21 protein-coding genes are annotated in these 25,059 nt (G+C 57.6%); 10 read left to right on the forward strand and 11 right to left on the reverse strand.

Annotated features, from left to right (window positions below; all coding sequences use genetic code 11):
• Window positions 1-63 precede the first annotated feature (63 nt).
• Together EQG79_RS07760 and EQG79_RS31445 are read right to left on the reverse strand one after the other, a co-directional pair.
• Window positions 64-3,231 (reverse strand): SusC/RagA family TonB-linked outer membrane protein, encoded by a 3,168-nt coding sequence (locus tag EQG79_RS07760; RefSeq protein WP_077920673.1) that lies wholly within the window; start codon window positions 3,229-3,231, stop codon window positions 64-66.
• Between the two features lie 15 nt (window positions 3,232-3,246).
• Complete coding sequence (locus EQG79_RS31445; protein ID WP_262708610.1) at window positions 3,247-3,378, reverse strand: hypothetical protein; 132 nt, start codon at window positions 3,376-3,378, stop codon at window positions 3,247-3,249.
• Between the two features lie 520 nt (window positions 3,379-3,898).
• Between EQG79_RS31445 and EQG79_RS07765 the strand changes: the two genes are divergently transcribed.
• The 7 genes from EQG79_RS07765 to EQG79_RS07795 all read left to right on the forward strand — a co-directional run bounded on the left by EQG79_RS07765 (window position 3,899) and on the right by EQG79_RS07795 (window position 13,262).
• On the forward strand, window positions 3,899-6,934 hold the full coding sequence (locus EQG79_RS07765) for a SusC/RagA family TonB-linked outer membrane protein (protein ID WP_240699297.1): 3,036 nt from the start codon (window positions 3,899-3,901) through the stop codon (window positions 6,932-6,934).
• A gap of 13 nt (window positions 6,935-6,947) precedes the next feature.
• On the forward strand, window positions 6,948-8,492 hold the full coding sequence (locus EQG79_RS07770) for a SusD/RagB family nutrient-binding outer membrane lipoprotein (protein ID WP_129601012.1): 1,545 nt from the start codon (window positions 6,948-6,950) through the stop codon (window positions 8,490-8,492).
• Between the two features lie 18 nt (window positions 8,493-8,510).
• Complete coding sequence (locus EQG79_RS07775; RefSeq protein WP_129601013.1) at window positions 8,511-9,287, forward strand: DUF4397 domain-containing protein; 777 nt, start codon at window positions 8,511-8,513, stop codon at window positions 9,285-9,287.
• Window positions 9,288-9,421: 134 nt separating this feature from the next.
• Entirely contained in the window at window positions 9,422-10,561 is a 1,140-nt protein-coding gene (locus tag EQG79_RS07780; RefSeq protein ID WP_129601014.1) for a BamA/TamA family outer membrane protein, read from the forward strand.
• 55 nt (window positions 10,562-10,616) lie between these two features.
• Window positions 10,617-11,303 (forward strand): TIGR04283 family arsenosugar biosynthesis glycosyltransferase, encoded by a 687-nt coding sequence (locus tag EQG79_RS07785; RefSeq protein ID WP_077920669.1) that lies wholly within the window; start codon window positions 10,617-10,619, stop codon window positions 11,301-11,303.
• Between the two features lie 95 nt (window positions 11,304-11,398).
• Window positions 11,399-12,388, forward strand: coding sequence for an NAD-dependent epimerase/dehydratase family protein (locus EQG79_RS07790; RefSeq protein WP_077920668.1), 990 nt, complete (start codon window positions 11,399-11,401; stop codon window positions 12,386-12,388).
• Window positions 12,342-13,262 carry an SDR family oxidoreductase gene (locus EQG79_RS07795; RefSeq protein WP_236648691.1) on the forward strand — a complete coding sequence of 307 codons (921 nt, stop codon included), beginning with the start codon at window positions 12,342-12,344 and terminating at the stop codon, window positions 13,260-13,262. The genes EQG79_RS07790 and EQG79_RS07795 overlap by 47 nt, the downstream gene beginning before the upstream one ends.
• A gap of 12 nt (window positions 13,263-13,274) precedes the next feature.
• Here EQG79_RS07795 and EQG79_RS07800 read toward each other — a convergent pair whose 3' ends face one another.
• The 5 genes from EQG79_RS07800 to EQG79_RS31450 all read right to left on the reverse strand — a co-directional run bounded on the left by EQG79_RS07800 (window position 13,275) and on the right by EQG79_RS31450 (window position 16,870).
• On the reverse strand, window positions 13,275-14,390 hold the full coding sequence (locus EQG79_RS07800; RefSeq protein WP_129601015.1) for a hypothetical protein: 1,116 nt from the start codon (window positions 14,388-14,390) through the stop codon (window positions 13,275-13,277).
• 14 nt (window positions 14,391-14,404) lie between these two features.
• Window positions 14,405-15,115 carry a hypothetical protein gene (locus EQG79_RS07805; RefSeq protein ID WP_129601016.1) on the reverse strand — a complete coding sequence of 237 codons (711 nt, stop codon included), beginning with the start codon at window positions 15,113-15,115 and terminating at the stop codon, window positions 14,405-14,407.
• The gene (locus tag EQG79_RS07810) at window positions 15,087-15,644 is read right to left on the reverse strand and encodes an RNA polymerase sigma factor (protein ID WP_077920664.1); all 558 of its coding nucleotides are present in this window, start codon (window positions 15,642-15,644) and stop codon (window positions 15,087-15,089) included. The genes EQG79_RS07805 and EQG79_RS07810 overlap by 29 nt, the downstream gene beginning before the upstream one ends.
• A gap of 126 nt (window positions 15,645-15,770) precedes the next feature.
• Window positions 15,771-16,478: a GIN domain-containing protein gene (locus tag EQG79_RS07815; protein ID WP_129601017.1), complete on the reverse strand. Its 708-nt coding sequence runs from the start codon at window positions 16,476-16,478 to the stop codon at window positions 15,771-15,773.
• 257 nt (window positions 16,479-16,735) lie between these two features.
• Complete coding sequence (locus tag EQG79_RS31450) at window positions 16,736-16,870, reverse strand: hypothetical protein (RefSeq protein WP_262708611.1); 135 nt, start codon at window positions 16,868-16,870, stop codon at window positions 16,736-16,738.
• 61 nt (window positions 16,871-16,931) lie between these two features.
• Between EQG79_RS31450 and EQG79_RS07820 the strand changes: the two genes are divergently transcribed.
• On the forward strand, window positions 16,932-17,522 hold the full coding sequence (locus EQG79_RS07820; protein ID WP_129601018.1) for a diheme cytochrome c-553: 591 nt from the start codon (window positions 16,932-16,934) through the stop codon (window positions 17,520-17,522).
• 79 nt (window positions 17,523-17,601) lie between these two features.
• Here the strand turns inward: EQG79_RS07820 and glmS are convergent, their stop codons facing one another.
• The 3 genes from glmS to EQG79_RS07835 all read right to left on the reverse strand — a co-directional run bounded on the left by glmS (window position 17,602) and on the right by EQG79_RS07835 (window position 21,780).
• Entirely contained in the window at window positions 17,602-19,440 is a 1,839-nt protein-coding gene (glmS, locus tag EQG79_RS07825; RefSeq protein ID WP_077920661.1) for a glutamine--fructose-6-phosphate transaminase (isomerizing), read from the reverse strand.
• 140 nt (window positions 19,441-19,580) lie between these two features.
• A complete protein-coding gene (locus EQG79_RS07830; RefSeq protein ID WP_165358847.1) occupies window positions 19,581-21,020 on the reverse strand; it encodes a DUF4270 family protein in 1,440 nt (479 codons plus the stop codon).
• Complete coding sequence (locus EQG79_RS07835) at window positions 20,974-21,780, reverse strand: glycogen/starch synthase (RefSeq protein WP_077920659.1); 807 nt, start codon at window positions 21,778-21,780, stop codon at window positions 20,974-20,976. The genes EQG79_RS07830 and EQG79_RS07835 overlap by 47 nt, the downstream gene beginning before the upstream one ends.
• Window positions 21,781-21,962: 182 nt before the next feature.
• Here EQG79_RS07835 and panC point away from each other — a divergent pair, with 182 nt between their 5' ends.
• On the forward strand, window positions 21,963-22,802 hold the full coding sequence (panC, locus tag EQG79_RS07840; RefSeq protein ID WP_129601020.1) for a pantoate--beta-alanine ligase: 840 nt from the start codon (window positions 21,963-21,965) through the stop codon (window positions 22,800-22,802).
• Between the two features lie 96 nt (window positions 22,803-22,898).
• Here the strand turns inward: panC and EQG79_RS07845 are convergent, their stop codons facing one another.
• On the reverse strand, window positions 22,899-23,600 hold the full coding sequence (locus EQG79_RS07845) for a M15 family metallopeptidase (protein WP_394343294.1): 702 nt from the start codon (window positions 23,598-23,600) through the stop codon (window positions 22,899-22,901).
• A 121-nt stretch (window positions 23,601-23,721) separates the two neighbouring features.
• Here EQG79_RS07845 and EQG79_RS07850 point away from each other — a divergent pair, with 121 nt between their 5' ends.
• Entirely contained in the window at window positions 23,722-24,957 is a 1,236-nt protein-coding gene (locus EQG79_RS07850) for a nucleoside recognition domain-containing protein (RefSeq protein WP_077920657.1), read from the forward strand.
• The last annotated feature ends 102 nt before the right edge of the window (window positions 24,958-25,059 follow it).

A 25,059-nucleotide genomic window follows, 5' to 3' on the forward strand; every position in this document is an offset into this window, starting at 1 on the left:
CGGCGGTACTGGATGGCCCCGTTGCGACCTGTCCGGTACCGCGGTCCGGCCTACCGATACCCATTAAAAACTTAGATTCAGGTTAACCCCTACACTGCGCGACGAGGGTAGCTCGCCATAGGCAAAGCCCTGCTGGTTACCACCAAACCGGTCAACTTCCGGATCGATGTGCGGGTGGTTGCTGAACAGCATCAGCAGGTTCCGGCCCACGACCGAAATCTTGGCCGAGCGGATAAACTTACCGGCCAGCAGCGAGGCAGGCAGGGCATAGCCGATGGTAGCTTCGCGCAGTTTCACGTACGACCCGTCGTAGATAACCGCTTCGTGGTACCGGCGTGGGTTGTTGTAGCTATAGAGCGTGCTGGCGGGCATGATGACCGTGTTAGGCACATACTGAGGGCTCTCGGCCGTACCGATGTTGACAACGCCCTTGCCGATGATGCCTTCTTCGCGACCAACAGCGGTCTCTTCGTACTGGCCTGTCCAGCGGGCGGTACCGGTTCCTTCATCGTAGAAGTCACCTCCCATTTTCACGTCGACCAGGGCCGACAGAACGATGCCTTTATAGCTCACCGTGTTCAACCAGCCACCGGTCCACTTCGGCTGAATGTTACCCAGCACTTTAGGATCCGTAGCAACGACCGGCAGGCCGTTCCGGTAAATGATCTGGCCATCCGGTGCCCGCTCGAAACCGATGCCGAACAGGGTGCCGTAGGGCTGGCCCACGCGAGCCTCGGAGTTGAGGCCCTGGCGGGTGTTGAGCACGTAGGTAGTCAGGCCGTCGGCGAGGGCGTCGACCCGGTTCCGGTTGCGGGCGAAGTTCAGCGTGGTTTCCCAGGTCAGGCCCATGGGCAGCCGCACGGGCGTACCGGTCAGTACGATCTCGACGCCCTGGTTGGTCAGCTGACCGGCGTTCAGGATCCGCTGGTTATAGCCGCTGGCTTTCGAGATGTCGACGGCCAGAATCTGGTTGCGCGATGTCTGCTTGTAGTACGTCACGTCCAGGCCGATGCGGCCTTTCAGGAAACGCAGGTCAACACCCAGCTCGGTGCCGGTGGTGATTTCGGGCTTGAGCGTTGCGTTGGCGATGGTCGTGTTTTCGTAGAACTCAGGAATCGATCCGTTCCAGGAACCACCCGCCCGGAAGGTCTGGGCCAGCTGGTAGGGGTCGGTGTCGTTACCCACCTGCGCCACGCTGGCCCGGATTTTACCGAACGACAGCACGTTGCTCTGAATACCCAGCAGCTCGGTCAGCACCGCCGAGGCCGAAACCGATGGGTAGAAGTACGAACGGGCTTCGGTGGGCAGCGTGCTCGACCAGTCGTTACGGGCCGTAGCGTTCAGGAACAGCGAGTTGCGCCAGCCGAATTCGACCGACCCGAATACGCTGTTCATCTGCGACTCCCGAATGGTACTTTCGGCCGTGTTCTGGCTCGGATTCGAGTTGGCCAGGTTGTAAACGCCATCTACGACCAGCTGACCCACCCGGGTGAAGTTCCGCTTGTAATAATTGATGCGCTGTACGCCCCCCAGCTGCACGGTCGTGGTCAGCTCGGACGTGATGTTCTTGTTGAAGGTGAATAACAGGTCGTGGTTCGTTTCCTGCCGGCGCAGAATCTCTTCCGAATACTGGCCCGGCGTCTGGTTCCCGTTCCGAACCCGCTCAAAGTTGATGATGTTGATCCGCGTATCGGACCAGTAGTCGGTACCGCTCCGCAGCATGACGCTCAGCGACGGCAGAATTTTGTAGTTCAGCGCCATGTTGCCTACCAGCCGGTCTTTGTCGTTGGTGAAGGGCAGCAACTCGGTCAGGTAATACGGGTTGGTAAAGAATGTGTGCTGCCAGTTCGGCGGATCGGTATCGGCCGGGCGACCGGGTAGCGCACGCTGGATGTGCGTAGCCGAATAATCGCGCCAGTTGCGGATCTTGGTCCAATCGGTCTGGCGGTGCGCCCAGATAAACTGCTGCCCTTCCTGATAGCCCCGGTTACCACCCGATTTTACGTATTCGGCCGAAATCGATACGTTCAGCTTGGGCGTGAAGTTGTAGTTGGTGTTCAGCTTGTAGTTGTTCCGGAAGAAATCATTGTAATACATGATACCATCCTGGGTAAGCCGCCCCACACTCAGCCGGAAATTTCCTTTGTCGTTACTGCCCGACAGCGCTACGTTGTTGGTAAACGTTTTACCCGTTTGCCAGTAGTCGGCGTAGTTGTTGGGAGTCGGGGTCAGGGGCGCCACGCCGGTACCGCTCCACCAGTGGCGAACCAGACGCCCGTCCATGGGAGCGCCCCAGCTTTCGTCGGTGCCTTCGGTGCCGCTCAGCGGAGCCAGCGGGCCGTAAGCCGACCGGTACTGCGCTATCTCGGCCGGGTTGGTGATGGCCCCGCTCCAGCCGTCGGTATACCAGGTACGGTAGCCGTTACCACCGCCGTAGGTGTTCTGAAACTGTGGGGTAATCCAGGGGCGCTCGAACGTGGTGTTCGAGTTGATCTCGACCCCGATCCCTTTGGTACCCGCGCCCGATTTCGTCGTGACCAGGATAACCCCGTTGGCCGCCCGCGAGCCGTAAAGCGCAGCTGCGTTGGGCCCTTTCAGTACGCTGATATCCTGAATGTTATCCGGGTTGATTTCGGAGAGGCCACCGCCAAACTGTTTTTCGCTGGTTTGCTGGATCGGTACCCCGTCTACAACGATCAGGGGCTGGTTGTTGCCCGAGACCGAAGCTGCGCCCCGAATCTGAATGGCGGAGCCGCTGCCGGGGCCGCCGTTGCTGCTGATGCGCAGACCGGCTACTTTACCCGACAGGGAGTTGGCTACGTTGGTGGCCCGGGCTTCGGTGAGCGAACCGCCTTTGATTTCCTGCACCCCGTAGCCCAGTGATTTTACTTCTTTCTTGACCCCGAAGGCCGTTACGACCACTTCGGAGAGCGAGCGCACGTCGGACCGGAGGGTAAAGTCCAGCACCGACCGGCTACCGACTTTCATTTCTTCGGTCATGAACCCAATGGAGCTGAAGGTCAGAACAGCCTCGTCGTTGGGCACACTCAGCGTATATTTTCCTTTTGAGTCGGTCGTGGTACCGACCGACGTCCCTTTCAGCACGACGTTCACGCCCGGTAGCGGTCCCTCCTCGGCCGAACTCACCGTGCCCGTCAGTAAACGGGACTGCGCCTGAGCGGTTAATCCTGCCAGGCACCAGAAAAGAGCGTAGAGTAATAGTTTTCGCATGTTAGTTAGGTTGTTTTAACGAGTTGCCTGCGCCCGGTCGTCCGGGCGATGCCGAATACTAGCCGCCCGATCCGAATCGCCCGAAACCAACCGGGCGCAATGCAACCGCTTCTGCAGACCGTAGGGTTGCAGATACATGAAGTACATTCAGCTAAAAGGGTACGTGTTGCTGCCTCGTCCTATCCACACGCGCATGGATCAGGGGATGGGCAACGCTCGTTCTGACAGCATTCCGTCCAGCAGACGGCTAGCTATACTCCTGACCGTTCGCCGGGCGAAACGGAAGTAGGATGTCATCGACTGCCCCACAAGTGCGGCCAGTGAACAGTCGATACGGGAAGTTGTTCTGTTGTACTAAAAATCGATGTACCAAATATAGGCCCTTAATCAAATATCCAAATAACATTTTGATAAATTTTATCGATACATCAATAATATTCTACATAATCATACTTTATCAAAATATACTACAAGTCTTAGAGAAAACTTTTTCTTGCTTTAGTCCTACTTTAATTTCTTTCTGTAATAATCCTATGGGAGTTGTATATCTATGGATTTAAGGGCAATTTTGACCCCGTTTTCCATATAATTCTTATTTCTCCCCTACTTGCTTATGAGGTTATTTGTACGCAGTATACTTCTCATACTGCTTTGTTCATCAACATTCATGGCTGCGCTGGCTCAGGATCGGACGATCTCAGGTCGGGTCACATCGGCCGACGATAACCAGCCTATTCCCGGAGCCAGCGTGGTGGTACGTGGCAGCACACGGGGTACAACGACCGACGCGAACGGTAATTTTCGCATCCAGGCCACTCGTGGTCAGGCACTTCGGATCAGCTTTATCGGTACCACTACACAGGACGTTACTATCGGCAACGCTGATGTAATCAACGTGGCGCTGAAGCAGGAAGCCAACGCGCTGAACGAAGTGGTGGTTACCGCGCTCGGGATCGAGCGGGAGAAACGTCAGCTGGGCTATGCCGTTACCGAAGTAGCCGGTCAGGATCTGGCCAACTCCCAGCGCGATAACTTCCTCAACGCCATTCAGGGCCGGGTGGCCGGGGTTCAGGTCGGCACATCGAGCGGGATGCCGGGCTCGTCATCGTCGGTCATTATTCGGGGTATCAACTCGCTCAGCGGCAACAACCAGCCGTTGTACGTGGTAGACGGTATGCCGATCAGCAACAATACGATCTCGAGCAACAACTTTGCCTCGTCGCGGGCGGCCTCGGGTCAGTCGACCGAAAACCGGACGGTCGATTTCAGCAACCGGGCGCAGGATATCAACCCCAACGATATCGAAACCATTACCATTCTCAAAGGCCCCGAGGCCGCAGCCCTCTACGGGGTCGAAGCTGCCAACGGTGCCATTGTGATCACCACCAAGAAAGGTCGGTCGGGACAGGGTCGTATCAGCTATACCAACAGCTTCACCTGGCAGCAGACCGGCCCGCTGCCCAAAACCCAGCGCGTTTACGGGCAGGGTAACAACGGCGTCAGCAACAATACCAACTTCAACGCCTTTGGGCCGCGGATTCCGGAAAACGACACCTTGTATAATAACGCCGAAAATTTCCTACGTACCGGCACCGGCCAGCGGCATAACCTCTCGTTCGACGGTGGTACCGATCGGTACACGTACCGGCTGTCGGCGGGGTATACCAGCTCGGAGGGCGTTATTCCAACCACTGACTATAAACGACTCAACATCACCCTGGGCGGTACGGCCAAACTGACCGACAAACTCTCGCTCGAGTCGACGATTCAGTACATTAATACCGACAACCGGAAGGTATCCAAAGGAGCCAACAGCTTCCTGATCGGGATGCTCTCCTGGCCCGTTACCGACGACATGAGCAACTACCTCAACCCGGACGGATCGCGTCGGCGGGCTACGGTGGGCAATACGGAAGTCGAAAACCCGTATTTCGATATCAACAAGAACCTGCTGCGCGACCGGGGCAACCGGGTCGTTACCAACGTGGGGGGTAATTATACCGTAGCCGACTGGCTGACGCTATCGGCCCGCGTCGGTCTGGATGCGTTCTCGACCCAGTACCTGATCAAATACCACCCCGAATCGAACCGGTCGGGCGGGGTCATTGGCGGGGCGCTCGACCAGGCAACCGACAACAACCGCACCCTTACGGCGCAGTATTTTGCGACGCTGAAACGCACTTTCGGCAAACTGGATGCCTCGCTGCTGGTTGGTCAGGCTATCTACGACTACCGATACGAAGTGCTGGCCACCCGGGGTGAAAAATTCCTCGACCCCAACTTTACCTCGATCAACAACACCGATCCGCTGACGCAGAAATCGCTGTCGACGCTTCGGCAACGGCGGCTCATCGGGGCCTTTGCCAACGCTACCCTCGATTACGACAATACCGTAACGCTGACCCTGACGGGCCGTAACGACTGGTCGTCGACGTTCCCGATTCAGAACCGCTCGTTCTTCTACCCGTCGGCCTCGCTGAGTTTTGTATTCACGGAGCTACTGCCCGATGGCGGCCTTCGCAAGGCGCTGAGCTACGGTAAGCTGCGTTTCTCGGCTGCTCAGGTGGGTAAAGAAGCCCCCGAGTATGCCACCACCCAGGCGTATGAGAACCAGACCACCACGGGCGGTGGCTTCTCGTACGGCTTTACGGCGCCCAACCCGGTGCTGCGGCCCGAGAAAGTGACCTCAGTAGAAGTAGGTACCGAACTGAAGTTTTTCAACGGCCGGTTTGGTATCGATGCGGCTTACTACCGCACAACGAGCGTGGCCCAGATCATCCGTGATCTGCGCATCAGCTACGGAACCGGTTTCGTGCTGAAAACCATCAACGGTGGTAAGCTCTGGAACAACGGAATCGAGCTGTCGCTGACGGCCGAGCCGATCCGGCAACCCAATTTCGGCTGGAACACGACCATCAACTTCACCAAGACCGACAGCCGGCTCGAACAGCTGGCCCCGGGCCTGACCGAGTTCTACAATTCTGACTCGAACGTCTACAGCAACATCCGCAACGGATCGCGGCTGGGCGGCCCGCTGACCACCCTGACCGGCAACAGCTACCTGCGCAACGCGAAGGGCGACATTTTGATCAGCCCCCTCTCGGGTCTGCCCCTGACCGAAACCGTCTGGAACGTCGTGGCCGACCGGAATCCGGACTTCGTGGTCGGTTTCCTGAACTCGTTCCGCTACCGCGACCTGTCGCTTAACTTCCTGTTCGACATCCGGAAAGGGGGCGATGTATATAACGCGACCGAGTCGTACCTGTACCGCACCGGCCTGAGCACCAAAACGCTCGACCGCGAAACGCCCCGCGTATTTACGGGTGTGCTGAAAGACGGGCTCGAAAACTCCGACACCCCTACCCGCAATTCGATTCAGGTTGTCCCTTACTACAACAACAATTTTTACACTTCGCTGGCCGACGAGACCTTCATCGAGCGCGACATCAACTGGGTTCGGCTGAAAGAGGTAACGGTCCGGTATAACCTGCCGACATCGGTGCTGGGCCGGTCGCGGATATTCAAATCGGCCAGTGTGTTCTTCACGGGTAACGATCTGTTCCTGCTGACGAACTACACCGGTGGCGATCCGGGCGTAAACGCGGTCAACACGGCTACGGGTGGCTCGGGCGGCTTCGGTATCGACTTCGGTAACCTACCCCTGCCCCGGGTATTCAACGCGGGTATCAACATTGGCTTATAACGTATCAACAACCATGCAGTACAAAAAACTAACCGGACTCCTGCTAACTGGCCTGGCCCTGATGCTGAGCAGTTGCAACGAGTATCTGGATATAAACAACAACCCCAACAACCCCGATAAAGTCGAGGCTGCTCTGTTGCTGGCTCCCATCGAGAACCAGTACGTTTTGGGTATTCAGTTCGACGCCCGCTACATCGGTTCGTACGTGCAGAACTGGCATAACGCCACTTCGGGCGTTGTCTGGGATGCGCAGGGCTATACTCCGTCGTCCGATGCGGGTGGCGAATTGTGGCGTAGTGTTTACTGGAAAGGGGGCCGTAACCTGCTCAACCTCATCGACGATGCCCGCGCGGGTCAGAAGTGGGACTATCTGGGAGTCGGCCTGCTGATGCAGGCCTGGGGCTGGCAGATGCTGACCGACGTTCACGGCGAGATCATTCTGTCCGAAGCCTACGACCTCGATCCGAACAAAAACACCTTTGATTACGACACCCAGGAGGCCGTATACGCCCGGGTGGTCGAGTTGAGCCGCGAAGCGATCCAGAACCTGAACCGGGCCGATGGAGCCGTATCGCAGGCCGCTCTGGCCCGGGGCGACGTCCTCTACAAAGGCGACCGCCTGAAATGGAAGAAGTTTGCCTACGGCCTGCTGGCGATCAACGCCCACCACCTGTCCAAAAAAGCCAGCCTGTACAAACCCGACCAGGTGATTGCCTATGTCGACAGCGCCTTCACCAGCAATGCCGACGATGCGCTGTTTACCTTCAACGGCCTCAGTACCGCCGATGCTTCATTCTTCGGCCCAGTGCGGCAAAACCTGCAGGTATACGGCCAGTCGACGTTCATTACCCGGCTGCTCGACGGGACCAACACGGCCTTCGGTGGCGTAAAAGACCCCCGGCTCCCGATCATGCTGGCCACCAGTGGCGACGGCCAGATCCGGGGCATAACCATGGGTCAGGGCCAATCGACCGCAGCCAGCGTTCCACTACCTACCCGAGTAGTGAGTCCCTGGGGTACGCAGCTGGGTATTAACCCGCCCGCTGGCACAACCGGCCGGTACATTTTCACCGACCGGGGCCCGTTTCCGCTCATGACCTACGCGCAGCTTCAGTTCATCAAGGCCGAAGCCGCCTTCATCAAAGGCGATAAGGCAACGGCGCTGGCGGCTTACCGCAAAGGCATCGAAGCCCACCTGACCGCTCCTTACGTAAACGTATCGGCCACCGACCGGGCTGCCTACCTGGCCAACCCAGCCGTAGTCCCCACCGCCGAGAATCTGGCGTTGAACCAGATCATGCTGCAGAAATACATTGCACAGTGGGGATGGGGCTTCCTGGAGCAGTGGGCCGATATGCGCCGGTATAACTACGATGCCAGCGTATTTACCGGGCTGACCCTGCCGACTACGTTCTACATCAATAATAACGGCAAAACGGTACAGCGGCTGCGTCCGCGCTACAACTCAGAGTACGTCTGGAACGCCGATGCACTGGCCAAGATTGGCGGTCTCGAACTTGATTTTCACACAAAACCGCTGTGGTTCACCCAGCCGTAACCGCGATTTTCTCCTATCATGAAGCATTCATTCATTCAGTTTATTGTCATAGGCGCGGCCGTACTGCTCGGCTGGTCGTGCGAAAAGAATACCCTGACGCTCCCCGTCGAATCGGTAACGGGCGGAGCGCGGGTCAAGCTGATCCATGCGGCTCCTGAAGCACCAGGCGTCGATCTGCTCATCGGCGGCAAAAAATTCAGTGGCTTTACTCCAGCCGGCGCGTCGACGACCAACCCCGGAACGCCCGTCCCGATCCGGTACGACAACACCTTTCCGGAGCGCGGGGCCAACTACACCATCGTACCGGCTGGCGCATCGGAGGTCACCATTACGGCCCCCGCCACGACGACCGCCGGCAGCGCCACCGTCATCAGCACCCAGAACCTGACGCTCGACGACAACAAGTACTACTCCCTCATCGTGGCTGGCAACGCGGCCCGGCAGGAAGTGGTTCTCGTCAACGATGATTTCAGCGGGGCGCTCGATCCCAGTAAGTTTTATGTTCGCTTCGTGAACCTGATTGCCGGCCAGAACTACGACCTCGCGCTGTCGAGTGCCAATGCGCCGGCACTGGTAGCCAATCTGCCCTACAAAGGCGTGTCGCCGTTTGTGCCGGTCGATGTGAGTAACAATGCGTCGTTTGTCCTTCGGGCATCCGGCTCTGTAACCCCCATCGGCACTTCTCTTTCGTTTACCAATACAGCTAATGGCCGGGTACTGACGATCTACGCACGAGGTATTGCCGGCCGCACCGGCACTGTTGCCCCCGGCATCAATATCTACACGAACCGATAGTTTACCAATTGCTTCATTACGACGCGCTCTGGCTTTCGGGCCGGAGCGCGTTTGCGTTTTCAGTGTACCATCGGTTGAACGAAATCTGTTTCTGCGAGTTACTCGTATATAACTGGGCACCTGTTCATGGCCCTATGGGGTATCGCATTTATATATGTAGTTGGCTGATTTGTATTGGCGAGTTCGGTCTGGCCATAGCCCAGTCTCCTGATTCGACCCAGAAACCTGCGCCCCAAAAAGCGTTCAGTCTGTTCCCGATTCCGGTTGTTTACTACACCCCCGAAACCCGTTTTGCCTTCGGAGCGGCCCTGTCGGCCACGTTCCGGTTCCGGCGCGACCATCGGCAGGTGCTGGCCGATACCGGACAAACCACCCTGACCGATTCTGACCGGCCGCGCCCGGCCAATATTCAGTTCATCGGGGCCTATACCCAGAACCAGCAAATTCTGCTGTACACGCCGTTTCAGATCTTTTATGATCAGAATCGGTACTACATCTACGGCGAGGCTGGCTACTATCGCTATACCTACAATTTCTACGGCCTGGGCCTCCGCGAAACGCCGGCCGAAACCTACGGAGTCGATTTTCCGCGTATCCGGCTGAATGCGTTCCGGCGGGTTCGGCCAAACCTGTACGCCGGCCTGCGGTACGAGTACGAAAAATACACCGTCACCTCGGTCGAACCCGACGGGCTACTGGCCACGGGTACGGTCCCCGGCGGGCTGGGCAGTCTTATTTCCGGCGTAGGTCTCGGCCTCTTGTACGACACCCGCAACACCATTTTTTACCCCGACCGCGGTATCTTCGCCAACATCTCGTACCTCGCTCATGGACGCGCCGTGGGTAGTGAGTTCAGCTACAACCGCTACGTAGCCGATGTGTCGTTATACTACTCGCTTACCCGCCGGGCCATTCTGGCCGTCAACTCGGTCGTCAGCCTGACGGGCGGCACCGCTCCGTTCAACGCCTTATCGCTGCTGGGAAGCGGCAAACGGCTGCGCGGTTACTACGAAGGCCGTTTCCGCGACGAAAATATGGCCCTGCTGCAAACCGAATTGCGGCTCAACGTCTGGAAACGACTGGGTGCGGTGGTATTCGGCGGGGTTGGTATTCTTGGTGATAGTAATAAATTGCTAAGGCCCGGCGCGCCCAAGGTGGCTGCCGGAGCCGGCCTGCGCGGACGCATCAACGCCGATGGCCTCAACGTTCGGGTTGACTACGGCGTCGGTAATCGATCGACAGGCCTCTATGTAACAATTGGTGAAGCGTTTTAACCGGGCCGGATCAGTACGCCACCCCGTTGGCCAACCTCCTGCCCAGCCAGTGCCTATGACTCTCAGTATCATAATCCCCACGCTGAACGAAGCCGCCAACATTGGCCGGCTGGTGCGTGACTTAAAAAAATACGGAAACGATCAACTCGCCGATCTGATCGTTGTTGACGGCGGCAGTACCGATGCTACCGTCGATGAAGCCCGACAGGCCGGAGCCCGGGTGGTGAACTCGCCCCTGCCCGGCCGCGCCAACCAGATGAACGCTGGCGCCAGCCTGACGTCGGGCGAGGTGCTCTATTTCGTTCATGCCGACGTAACGATAAACCCCGATTTTGTTCAGGACATCGGCGCGGCCATCGCCAGTGGGAACGAAGCGGGCTGCTACCGGTTTCGGTTTGCCTCGTCGCACCCGCTGCTGCGGCTCAACAGCTACGGCACCCGCTTTTCGGGCCTGATGAGCCGCGGGGGCGACCAGACCCTGTTTATCACCCGGTCGCTCTTCGACCGGCTGGGTGGCTTTCGCGAACGGTACGTCATCATGGAAGATTTCGACATGATTGCCCGCATCCGACAGGTAGCGCCGTTCTGCATTATTCCCAAAGACGTAATCGTGTCGGCCCGGAAATACGAGTCCAACAGCTGGTTACGGGTACAGGTCGCCAACCTGACCGCGTTCTCGATGTTTTTCATGAAGGTATCGCCGGTACGCATCGCCCAGACGTATCGGCGTATGCTGCATTGATAAAGTAAAAATCAGGATAAAGTATATAATATTAATATAGTATCACTTTATCATTTTTACTTTCTACGAGTTATATACTTGTTATTACTCAATGTATGAAAACAGTCTTACTAACGGGCGCCAACGGTTTTCTGGGCGGGCATCTGTGCCGCGAGCTGCTGACACGCGGCTATGCGGTACGGGCCTTTGTTCGGCCGGGCAGCGATCTGCGGGCGTTGGCAGGACTGCCGGTCGATATCTGGACGGGCGACATCCGGGATTCGGCCAGCGTGCGGGCTTCGGTATATGGCTGCGATCAGATTATTCATGCCGGTGCACTGGCGCAGGTAAACCCGGCCCGTTCGCCCATGGTGGTCGAGGTGAATGTGTACGGCACAGCGGCCGTGCTGGCGGCAGCGGTACAGGCGCGGGTAGAGCGGCTGGTCTTTGTCGGAACGGCCAACGTGTTCGGGTTCGGCAGCAAGAAACACCCCGGCGACGAGTTGTTTCCGTACATGGGGAGTCGCTACGGCCTCGACTATATGGACAGCAAGCGGGCTGCTACGGATCTGGTGTTACAGGCCGTTCGGCAGGATGGATTACCAGCCGTACTGGTGCATCCTACGTTCATGCTCGGTCCGCTCGATTACAAGATTACCTCCAACGCCCTCCTGCTTGCTCTCTACAACCGGCAGGTTGCGGGCATACCGATGGGTGGCAAAAATTACGTGCACGTAGCCGATGTGGCTACGGCTACCGTTAACGCCCTGACTATGGGACGCATCGGTCATTCGTATATTCTGGGCAACGAAAACCTGAGTTACCGCGAAGCCTTTACGTTATTTGCGGAATGGATGCAGGTCCAGCCGCCCCGATTACCTGTTTTGCCCCCCATGGCGTCGGCCATCGGGCGACTGAGCGACTGGAAACATCGGTTTACCGGTCAGCTCGCCCGGCTGAATTCAGCCATGACGGCCGTTGCCAACGACGGCCACTATTTCAACGTCTCGAAAGCTCGTAATGAACTCAACTTACCCACAACTGCCCTCCGCAACGCCGTTGAGCAAGCCCTCGACTGGTTCAGATGTCAGCAACTTCTCGATTGATTCGTCTCCTGTAGCGCCGGCCCGGCCCGACTACGTGGCCCCCGTTCCGGCCGACAGACCGCGGCAGCCATTAACGGGTAAAGTAGCCATTGTAACGGGTTCTGAGTCGGGCATCGGCCGCGAAACGGCCCGCCAGCTGTGTGAGCAGGGCGCCAGTGTGGTTCTGAACGGCCTAAACCCGACCCGACTGGAACAGACACTCCGGGCCTTTCGGCAGGCGGGCTACCCGGCCGTGGGCTGCCTCGCCGACGTAACCGACTACGAACAGTGCCAGGCCCTGATCGATACTGCGGTCGAGAATTTTGGTCGCATCGATATCCTGATCACCAACGCCAGTATTTCCATGCGGGCCTACTTTGCCGACCTGACGCCGGACGTGTTCAGGCGAGTGATGGACAGCAACATCTACGGATCGGTTTACCCGCTCAAAGCCGCCCTGCCTTACCTGACCGAATCGGCCGGCAGCGTTACGTTTATCTCCAGCATTTCGGCCCTGAACGGTATGCCCAGCGGATCGGCCTACTGCGCGGGGAAAGCCGCCCTGTCTAACCTGGCCCACACCCTCCGGCTCGAACTCCACAGCACCGGCATTCACATCGGCGTGGTGCATATCGGGTTTACCCAGAACGACCCCGACAAGCGCGTTCTCGACGCTGCCGGGCAACCCGTACCCATTGCGTACCGGAATCCGCGCTGGCAGATGAGCCAGACGCAGGTGGCGCTGGCCATTCTGCGGCATATCCGCACCCGCCGGCAACGCACCATTCTTTCGCCCACGGGCATGCTGATTCATGTCATGACTACGTATTTTCCCCGCCTGGCCGACCGCATCGTTCTCTGGACCATGAAGCAGTGGCCCCGGTCGTATGAGTGACCGGCTCCGCTGTTACAGCCCGATCGCCAGCCGCACGCCCGGATACACGTTCTTGAAGAAGCCGTTCATGTATAGCTCCGGCTGTACCCTGAACAAGCCTTTCTGATATACCGTACCACCCAGCTGGATGGTATTTCGGTCGAAGTAAGGCCCGCTTCGGTAGACCGGCAAGCCAACGAAGAACGACCCCAGCTGTCGGCTGAACGGGTTGGCTTTGCCCCCGCTGGCCGGTTGGTAAAAAGCGACCCCCACGGTCAGAAAATCGTTCCGGAAGGTTTGAAACCGACCGTCGGCGGCTGTCTGCGCGAAGAAGAAGCTGGACGAGTAGCCAATGCCGTAGCTAACGTTCCGGTATCGGTTCGGAATCAACTGCAGATCGAGCTTCAGCGACGGTACCCACTGGTTTCGGACCAGCCCGACGCCAAAGCCCGGCTGAATGCTGATGAAAGGCGCCCGGGCCAGCCCCGGCCCGATAAACTTCGCTTTCTCGTCGGTGCCCTGTACCATGTCGAACCCCATTTTCGGGTTGGTCAGGTCGTGCGCCTTGTACTGCTGTACAGATGCCAGCGCCGTTTCTACTTTGCCGTTAACGCCACCCCGCGCCAGCATCGGCCCAATATCGGCCAGGCTGTTGATGAACAGGTACATCACGAAAGCCTCCGACGACCCTCTCTTACGGACGTCGCTACTGGCGGGTACGTCGGTAGTCCAGCTGATCTGCAGCGTATCCTGCTGCGTTTTTACGCTGAGCGGGGCATTCCGGTTGCGAAACCGAAACGACGACACGACCTGCGGCCAGACCCGCACCTCCAGCGACCGGTCGGGCTGCCCCAGCCGGAACCTGGCATGGACCGCATGAGTAGGGTTTTGGATGGTGTCGGCAACCTGCTGGTAGTCGGCCACGAACAGGCGAAGGACCGAGTCGACGTTCTGCCGCTGGCGAACCTGTGCGTACCGGTCAAAGCCGATCAGGAGTGTGTTGCGCTGCCCCAGATCGATCTCGATATGGCTCAGTCCGTCGAAATTGTGTTTATGGTTGGGTGTTTGCAGATGCGACCCGGTTTGCTGGGCCATAGCGGTTCCGGTCATGCTAAGCAGGAGCACAACGAGCTGGTTGATTAAACGCATACTAAGGGGTTGATTTAAGGATTCAACGGGAGAGTTAAGGTCGGCGTAGCGGCATCAACGGGTGCGGGTCCGGGCGCACCCGTACCCAGCCGCACAAATCGGTCGGTGCGGTGCGGAGTAGGTCTGATTTCGTCTTCGGTTTGTAATTCATTCAGATGTACGACCTGAAACCGGCGGGTTTTAGCCGCCGACGTCGACGCGGGCTTACCGGCACTGGCAACCACCGCGGGCGTTGTGGGTACTGACGCTTCGGGGGCGTTTATAGTGGCTACAGGTTCTGCCAGAGTTTTCGGTAACTGCGGGTCGGCAGTAGTCTGGACCGGGGCGACGGCCGGAGCGGGCGATTTTCTGACTCGTCCGGAAACGACCGCTACTTCGCGTGGTACCGAAACGCGCTCCGGCGCAGGTCTGTACGTCCGAACGGGCGCCGAAGCAGCCGCTGGCGGAGCAGGCTGGCGCTCTTCTGTTTGGCGCGCCAGCCCGGTTGCCGACTCCGGCCGGGGGTTTACGCTCAGCCAGACAACCAGCACCGCGATCAGGCAGGCAGCTACTGCGCCCCCAACCCGCCACCAGGGCCAGCGGACGGGCTTTTCCTGCATGGCTGGCCGCAGCTGTTTCCAGACGCGGTCGGGGTCGAAGGCCGACCCGGGCGGTGGCCCGTCGGGAAGCCGGTCGAGCGACTGCCGCACCCACTGATCAAGCGTTTCGTCGGGTTGCTGTTTCATAGCCGTATTGGGTTAACCAGGTCTGTAACAAAGCCCGGGCTTTGCTCAACTGCGATTTTGATGTGTTCTCCGAAATACCGAGCTGATCGGCTATTTCACGGTGCGAGAAGCCCTCGATGGCGTATAGGTTGAACACCGTCCGATAACCCGGCGGCAGCTCCCGAATTAGGGCGTAGATCCGCTCGGCATCCAGCCCCGCATCGGGCTGGGGGTCCGGGTCGGCATACGCTTCGGCGCTGTCGTCGGTCTGGAACACCGGCAGGCATCGGTTGGCCCGCAGGTATTGCAGCGCTTCGTTGACCACGATCCGGCGGAGCCAGGCTTCCAGTCCGGTATCGGTGCGGTAACTGAAGTCGCCAATCGCCCGGAACGCTTTCAGGAACCCATTCATCAGCACCTCTTCGGCTTCCGGTTCATTCCGGACATAACGGAGGCTCACCCGAAACAGCCGACCGGCATACTGATCGAACAGCCGCTTCTGGGCAAAGGCGTTACCCCGTTGGCATTGTTCGACCAGTTGCTGTGACATGCGATGAGTACGATTCGTATGGGTTTCAATGACAGTAATGCCTGCCCCGGCAAAAGGGTTGCCTGACGTATAAAAAAAGGGTCACTGCCCCCGGCAATGACCCTGTCGCGTGACCCGGCAACGCCCTTACTCCCGCTCTACCGAACTGGCCCCCGACAGTTGTGAGCTGACCCGGGGCGCTCCCTGGTAGCGGACCTTACTGCCACCGCTGGCTTTTACCGTCAGCGCATCGGCGACCCGTACCCGCGCTGTACTCGCTCCCGAGAGGTCGAGTGAGGCCGTTGTAACGGGGTAGCTGAGGGTTTCGAGGGTGCTGGCGCCCGAGAGGCTGGCGCGCAGGTCGGTGCCGCTGCCCAGACCCGTCAGTACCGACGCGCCCGACAGGTCAGCGGTCAGCCGGGTTACGTTACTGTTCACGGCGGCTTTCGACGCACCCGTCAGTTCAACACGCAGGTCGGTCAGGTTGGTGAAGCCGGTCAGGGTCGACTGAGATGCGCCCGAGAAGCTGACCGCCCGAATCGTTGGCATGGTGATCGTGAACGCCATCGCATACCGGCGTTTGCGGGTGTAGTTGCGATACTGCGCGTGGAGCGTGCCGCTGCGAACGCTGACATCCAGATCGTCAACGTCGCTCCGGTTGCCTTTTACCTCAACGGCAAAGACCGAACCCGACCGGACATCGACCCGGAAGGCACTCCCCATGTCGAGCCGGTCAAAGTTTTCGAATGCCAGCGAGCGGGTTGTTTCTTCGTACGGTCCGCTATCGGGCTGACAGCCAGGCAACAGGCCGATCAGCGCCAGAGCAGCTAAGCGAAAAATGAGTAGGTGATTCATAGTAGTTGTTGGTTTACCCCGCAAAGTTCACCCCCAGCCATCGGCCCGAAAGTAGATACGGCACGAATCGGCACATGAACCAGCTGGAACGTCGCATTTGTGGGATGAGCGGATGTGGGCCGGCTTCACCTACCGTTTACTCAAGCCCGCCCGGTCTATTTGGAAGTAACCCCTGTCCTGCCTTTCTTTAAAGCTGTCAACGGTGCCTTTCGGCAGGAAACAGAATACAAAGAAGCCATTGACCTACAACCTGTTACTTACTGACTGCACTCCATCCGGCTTCGTCGGGGTGTCGATACACAGGGAGCACTAGCCAGCTCATGAGCAACGACCAGTGCGCCCTGAATCACAACGTTCAACTGCTCATGCAGCCACCAGCGGTGTTGAGCCATTCGTAACAGCCGACCAACGACTTTACCCGTCAATCATAACCCGTTTAACCAATAAGTACCCATGAAAAAACAATACCTGGCTCTCGCTACCTTAACCCTGTTTCTGGGCACCGCTGCCCTGGTCTCCTTTACCAGCAAGCCTGCCCCGCCGAAGCGGGTCGTCAACAACCCGCCCTATACCAAAGCGCAGATCGAGAAAGGCAATTATCTGGTAAAGATTATGGGCTGCGCCGACTGCCACGCGCCCAAAACCATGACCCCGCAGGGTCCCGTTCCTGACCCGATGCTGGGTTTATCCGGCCACCCAGCCAAAATACCAGTGGGCAAAGTAGCCAAAGACGCCCTGACCGATTGGGTTTTGTTTCACCCCATGAATACCATTGCGGTAGGCCCCTGGGGCGTATCGTTTGCCGCCAACCTGACCCCGGACAATACCGGCATAGGTACCTGGACAGAGGAGCAGTTTATCATTGCGCTGACCGAGGGCAAAAGTAAAGGCATCCGCACGGCCCGTCCGTTGTTGCCCCCCATGCCATGGCCCAACTACGCTGACATGAAAAAGGAAGACCTGGTAGCCATCTTTGCGTACCTGAAAAGCTGCAAGCCCATCGAAAACGCGGTTCCACAACCCATCAGTCCCGACAAGTTATGAATTGAATTTTCAGAGTAGTCCATAACCAAAAAACGCGGTCAGACTCAGCCTGACCGCGTTTTTGTTGGTACCGTTTGTCTTACTCGACCGTTACGGACTTGGCCAGGTTGCGGGGCTGGTCAACGTTGCGGCCCCGCATCACGGCGATGTCATAGGCCAGCAGTTGCAGCGGCACTACCGATACCAGCGGCATCAGCACGTCGTGTACGTTCGGAATCTCAATGGTGAAATCGACCATGCCCGGCAGCTCGGTATCGCCCTCGGTCGTGATGGCAATGACACGGCCTTTGCGAGCCTTCACTTCCTGGATGTTCGACACCACTTTCTCGTACGAACTGTCTTTGGTAGCGATAACTACCACCGGCATATCTTCATCGATGAGCGCAATGGGGCCGTGTTTCATCTCGGCAGCCGGATAGCCTTCGGCGTGGATGTAGCTGATCTCTTTCAGTTTCAGCGCCCCTTCCAGCGCCACGGGGAAGTTCATGCCCCGGCCCAGGTAGATGAAGTTACGGGCGTAGGTGAAGATGTAGGCAATCTCCTTGATCTTGTCGGCCGACTGCAGCACCTTCTCGACTTTGGCCGGGATACTTTCCAGCTCGACCAGCAACTGCCGGAACAGCGAATCCGAGATAGTGCCTTTCCGCTGGGCAGCCGCCAGGGCCATCAGCGTCAGTACCGTAACCTGGGCGGTAAAGGCTTTCGTACTGGCCACCCCGATTTCAGGACCCGCGTGGGTATAGGCGCCCGCGTGGGTAGCCCGCGCAATCGACGAACCGACCACATTGCAGACGCCGAATATGGTAGCTCCTTTCGACTTGGCCAGTTCAATGGCCGCGAGCGTATCGGCCGTTTCGCCCGACTGCGAGATGGCAATAACAATATCGCCTTCTTTGATGATGGGGTTTCGGTACCGGAACTCCGATGCGTACTCGACCTCGACCGGTATGCGGGCCAGTTCTTCGAAGATGTACTCGGCTACAAGACCGGCATGCCACGACGTACCGCAGCCGATGATGACAATCCGCTTCGATTTGGCCAGTTTGTCCATATAGTCGCGCAGGCCACCGAGTTGTAGCATGGCCGCGTCGGCGTTGACCCGGCCGCGCATGGAGTCGGCAATGGAGCGGGGCTGCTCAAAGATCTCTTTGAGCATGAAGTGGTCGTAGCCTCCTTTTTCGATGGCTTCCAGCTCCAGCTCGATGGTATGCACGTAGGGCGTTGTAGTCGTATTGTCGAGCGTGACGACCCGCAGTTCGCCATTCCGGATGACCGCAATTTCGTAGTCGTTGAGGTAAATCACCTCCTTGGTGTACTCTACGATGGGCGTCGCATCCGAGGCCAGGAAGAACTCGTTATCGCCCACACCGATGACGAGGGGTGAGCCTTTCCGGGCCGCAATGAGCTGAGTCGGTTCGCTTTCGCTCATGACCACGATGGCGTAGGCGCCCACGACTTCCTGCAACGCGAGCCGTACGGCTTCTTCAAGCGTACCGCCGTTATTTTCCCAGATATCCTCGATGAACTGACCCAGCACTTCGGTATCGGTCTCGCTCTGAAACGTATGTCCTTTCTTGAGCAGCGCCTGCTTGATAGCCGCGTAGTTCTCGATGATCCCGTTGTGGATAATAGCCAGTTTGCGATGGAACGAATAGTGCGGGTGCGCGTTTACGTCGTTCGGTTCGCCGTGGGTAGCCCAGCGGGTGTGGCCCATGCCCACGGTAGCGTGCAGCGCGCGCCCGGCCAGTTCCTGCTCCAGGGCGGCCACCTTTCCTTTTTTCTTATATACCTGAAGATCCGTACCGTTCAGTAGTGCTACACCGGCGCTGTCATAGCCCCGGTATTCGAGCCGTTTCAGCCCTTTCAGTACCAGCGGACACGCTTCCCGGTGCCCAACATATGCTACAATACCGCACATAAGTCGATTCTTGATAAAATGTTAACAGGATTACAAACATAAACCAGATCGGCCAGAGTCCGGTCCTGGGTATAAAGCAAATACAAAAAGCCGGATAATCCGGCTTTTTGGAAAAAGTCAATCCGACGGTCCGGCGGTTCCTAGTTTGAGGTGGTATAGAAAACCACCAGCTTCACACTGGATTTGCCGTCAAGTGCGGCTCGCCAGACCCGGTCGGTCAGGAAAGCCTGGGTGGCATCGCTAACGCCCCCGTTTGCATTCTGCGGAAAGAGCGTGCCGCCCGGCGCTACCAGCGCCAGCCCCGTATTGGGCGTAATGCCAATTACGATCGACTGCAGGTAGCCCGTCATATCGAAGGTATAATCCCGGGTGCGGTCACGCAGTTCTACCTGTTGCGGCCGCGCAAAGCTGATGGCCGTCCGGTCGGTCGGGCCCGTTGCAGGGACGATGAACGGGAAGCCGCCAAATCGGCTCGTTCCCGAACCCGTTACGTCTGTCCGGCGCAGCACGTTTTTCTCATCGAGCTCGGCCAGCGACATCAGGTAAGGCGCGTAGATATTGTCATTCGTCGATCGGGTTGGCGTAATGATCAGATCGGCCCGGTTGATGGCCACCCGCGCCTGCTGTACAAACCGGGTCAGCGTCGGGAACCTGAGCCGGGTGGTTACGCCCGTACCCGGCTGAACGAAGGTACGCTCGTTGGTGGCTGAGGCTGGCAGTACCTGCCCCCGCTGCAAGTTGGCCAGCGCCGTACCGGAACGATCGGCCATGATCTGGTTGAATCGCTTCCCGGCCAGCGAGAAAATCTGGAACCGCACCCGTCTTTCGCCTTCAACGTGGTAATAAACAACCACCGCCGAACCGGTCGAGAAGCCGATCACAGCCGCCTGATTGGAGGAGGCCGTTGTCAGCATCAGCCCGCGCCGGACCTGCGCCCGGAACAAGGCCGGATTGGTTGTTTTACCCGCTTCCGTATTGGCCAGCGCCATCAGCTCCCGCCCAAATGCGTCGGGCACGGTCAGCTTGAACGATAACGAATCCGTTGTGTTGGGACGCGGCCGGATGGTTTGCCGAATCAGCGGCTGGGCTTCGGCCGGCACATTGCTGCTAATATCGTAGTTGATCGTTGTGTTCAGACTGTCGGTAAGCCGGTAAATCTGGAGTTCCTGCGTCTGGGTAGTATCGCCGTAATACAGCTGATCGTAGTCCAGAAACAGGCGCGTCGAATCATAGACGATACGGCTGGCGGGCGTTACGTTGGTCGTGGCCGAGTCGGTCACCACAAAATTAGACCCCAGCGACAGCTGCACGAACGACCGGGTCTGCACCCGGCCAAAGATGGGATCGGTATACCGACCGACCAGCATGGTACTCTGGTCATTGCTCCGGACCGAGTCGAACCGAATGGTTTCGCGCGTAACGGTCAGCGTATCGGTATAGGAAACAGTAACGGGCGTGGTGGGGGTCAGCCCGATTTCTTTAGGTTCTTCACAGGCCAGAACGCCCGCTACAGCACCGGCCAGTAGAGTTAGTCTACCCAGCCAGCTGCGTGTACAGGTTGTAATAACGTTCGGCAACATCTTCATCGTCGGCAGCATCAAATTTATGTTCGGGTAAATCAGTTAAAATGGCGTTGAGACTTTCGCTCGACTCTTCTTCGGCGCGAACCACAGCGTCTGCATAGGTTGAGCCAATTCGAATGAAGCCGGGGAAGTCCGCCGTTTTCAATTCTGCCAGCATTTCGTCGTCGATGTCCATCATCCGGGCCTTTTCGATGATGTCGCCTTCAAAGCGATGCTCAAAGGCGTTGTTGTAAACCGTAAAAACCGACTTGGTGTCTTTAAACATGGGGTCGTTTTTATAGGTTGTCTTGAGGTACAGCGGAATCAGGGCGGTCATCCAGTCGTTGCAGTGTACGATATCGGGCGCCCAGCCTAACTTTTTGACGGTTTCGAGCACGCCTTTGCAGAAGAAGATAGCCCGCTCATCGTTGTCTTCGTAAAAGCGATTCTCTTTGTCATGAAAAACGTACTTCCGCTGGAAATAGTCTTCGTTATCAATAAAATAGACCTGTAGCTTGGCCGTCGGGATCGAAGCCACCTTGATAATCAATGGTTTCTCTTCGTCACCCACGGCAATATTGATACCCGACAACCGTACTACCTCGTGCAAGCGGTTTTTGCGTTCGTTGATCAGTCCAAAGCGCGGCACCAGGATTCGAATTTCCATGCCCCGCTCCTGCATAGCCTGCGGCAGTTTACGGACGAAATCGGCAACATCGGACGTTTTCAGAAAGGGATTAATCTCGCTGGCAACGTAAAGAATACGTAATTTGCTCATAAGAACGGGAAGCGGGTGTTGTCTGAGAGAACCAAAAAACTTGCAAAATTATACAATTTTTTCCCGTATTTCAATAAGATTTGTGCAAAAAAAGAAGGATCGCACAGCCCGATAATAAGCCCCACCGGCTTGTTTCTGCCCGGTTTCCTACGCCCGGCTCTGCGTCCAAGCTCGTCTACTTTATGCTCCTCATTCACTCAATTGCTTCGCTTCGTCAACAGCTTTCTTCCCGTCAACCTACTCATTCTGTTGGGCTTGTACCTACCATGGGCGCTCTTCACGATGGCCACCTAACCCTGATTCAGCAGGCCAAAGAGGAGAACGATCTGGTTGTCTGTAGTATATTCGTTAACCCGGTGCAGTTTAATAACCCCGACGATCTGGCCCGGTACCCGCGCACGCTCGAGGAGGACTGTCGGCTGCTCGAAACGGCGGGCTGCGACGTAGTTTTTGCGCCTTCGGTCGACGAGATGTATCCCGAGCCCCCCCTGCTCAAACTGAACTTCGGCGAACTGGAAACGGTCATGGAAGGCGCCATGCGTCCGGGGCATTTCAACGGGGTGGGCATCGTAGTCGCCAAACTCTTCAACATTGTTCAGCCCACCCGGGCCTATTTCGGTCAGAAAGATCTGCAACAGGTGGCCGTCGTACGCCGACTCATCCGCGATCTGAGCTTCCCGGTCGAGCTGATCCGCTGCCCTACCGTCCGCGAAACCGACGGTTTGGCCATGTCATCGCGCAACCGCAACCTGACATCTGCCGAACGGGAGCAGGCACCCGCCCTGCACGAAGCGCTGACGCTGGCTCACGATCTGCTGCGCGAGGGCCAGAGTACAACACAGGCGAAGGCGGCTGTAACCGGTTTTTTCACCAACCACCGCAGTTTTCGGCTGGAGTACGTCGAGGTAGCCAACGCCGATACGCTGCAACTGGCTAACGAAGTGCTGGCTCCCGGCCAAACCGCTATCTGTCTGGCCGCCCACCTCGGCAACGTCCGCCTGATCGATAATCTGGTATTTTAAGCCGACTCACTACCGGCACAGGCTACAGGCAATCGACCGACGGCGCAGGGCCGTAGCCTAGCCAGGGAGCTGATTTGTTGTTTACCAGAAAACCGCTCAATCGACAATCCGGAACATCATTTTGGCTTTTTCGCGGGACAGGGCGTTGAAATGCCACCACTCGAACTCGATGGAACTGAAACCACCCGCCCGCATGGCCGTGCGGAGAATACGCCGGTTCTCTACCTGCTGTTTGGTCAGCTTACCGGCTTTGAGCAACCGCTCCTCTTCGGACGGGTACGCCAGTTCACCGAAGAAATCGTATTTAGTGCCCATATCGAGGGGTTTCCCCTCTTTCGTGGCCACGGTCAGGTCAACCGCGCAACCGTAGTTATGAATCGATCCTTTGCGGGGGTCAGCTACGTATTTCTGGCGTTCGCCTTCGGCTAGTTCAGGCAGGGCGTTCCAGAGATTCCATTGCGCCTTGCGCGGGCGGGCCGCATCGTAGACCAGCAGGCGAAGGTCGGGGTGCCGGGCCTGTAACGCCCGGCTGGCACTGGCTAGCTTTTGGGCTGCCATTGGCTGCATGTACGCCCGCGTCAGGTCGCCGTAGACATCTTTCCCGACAAAGTTATCGGTCGTCGAGTACTTCAGTTCGACCAGAATGGACGGGTCTGCCGTCTGGATGTCGACAAGGCCCTGTTTTTTCATAGCCCCTTCGAGCGACTGGGCTGTAAGCGACGTTGTCAGTGACGCAAAAAGGGAAAACAGGAGCAGAAACGTGATAAAATGGGGCTGCTTCGTGAGGTAGTCGTTCATGAAGATTGATTTGTGCCGGTCGATCGTGTAAACTTACAGGATTTATAACCAAAGCTGGCGCAGGGGCGTAGACGAAGTCGATCGTTCTTCTCTTCATTCGCTCGTTCACTCATCGAGACTGATGGCTCTAAATTACATCTGGGTTGCTTTTTTTCTGATTGCCTTTCTGGTGGCGCTGGCCAAGCTCATTTTTCTGGGCGACACCGAAATTTTCAAGATCATTGTTGAGGGCCTGTTCGACTCGTCGAAGGTAGCGGTCATGGACATTGCGTTGCCGCTGGCGGGCGTAATGACGTTTTTTCTGGGGCTGCTGAACGTAGGGGAGAAAGCCGGCGCCATCAATTTTCTGGCGCGGATCATCGGGCCGTTCTTCCATAAACTCTTTCCCGAAGTACCGAAAGATCACCCGGCCAACGGCCAGATGATCATGAACTTCTCGGCCAACATGCTCGGCCTCGACAATGCAGCCACGCCCTTCGGCCTGCGGGCCATGAGTAGCCTTCAGGAGCTAAACCCCAACAAAGACACAGCCTCGAACGCGCAGATCATGTTCCTGGTCCTGCACACCTCGGGGCTAACGATCATACCGCTCAGCATCATGGCGCAGCGGGCTATTCTGGGCGCCAAAGACCCGTCCGATATCTTTATTCCCTGCATCATCGGCACTTACGTCACCACCGTGGTAGCGCTGGTAGCCGTTGCGCTCAAACAGCGTATCAACCTGCTAAACACCACCGTACTCGGCTGGCTCGGGGGCATCACCGGCCTGATTGTGCTGGCCCTGTGGTGGCTGTCGGGCAAGCCGAAAGAAGAAATTGAAATCATCTCGAAAGTAACGGGCAACCTGATTCTGCTGACCATCGTCGTGTCGTTTCTGCTGGGGGCCATGCGCCGAAAAGTGCCGGTTTTTGAGACCTTCATCGAAGGCGCCAAAGGCGGGTTCGAAACCTCGGTGCGCATTATTCCGTATCTGGTTGGGATGCTGGTGGCAATCGGTGCGTTTCGAAATGCAGGCGCTATGGACTACCTCGTGGGCGGCATGAAATACCTGTTCGACCTAACGGGGCTGAATACCGACTTTACCGATGCGCTGCCCGTGGCGCTGATGAAACCGCTGAGCGGCTCGGGCGCACGGGCGCTGATGATCGATGCCATGAAGCAGTTTGGCCCCGACTCGTTCGTGGGGCGGCTGGTATGCATCTTTCAGGGGTCGGCCGATACGACGTTTTACATCGTAGCGCTCTACTTCGGCTCGGTAGGCATCCGCAACACGCGCTATGCCATTCCGTACGGTCTGTTTGCCGATCTGGTCGGTGTTATTGCCGGTATTGCGCTTGGCTATTTCTTTTTTCACTGACCCAAAACGGGCGCTGGTGCGTTATAAGAACAACCGGATATACGCAGCCGGGACAAAAATCACCTCTCTTTCCGTACGCGTCAGCTTAGTGGGCGCGTCACC

The organism is Spirosoma sordidisoli, assembly GCF_004138325.1.
Classification (GTDB): domain Bacteria; phylum Bacteroidota; class Bacteroidia; order Cytophagales; family Spirosomataceae; genus Spirosoma; species Spirosoma sordidisoli.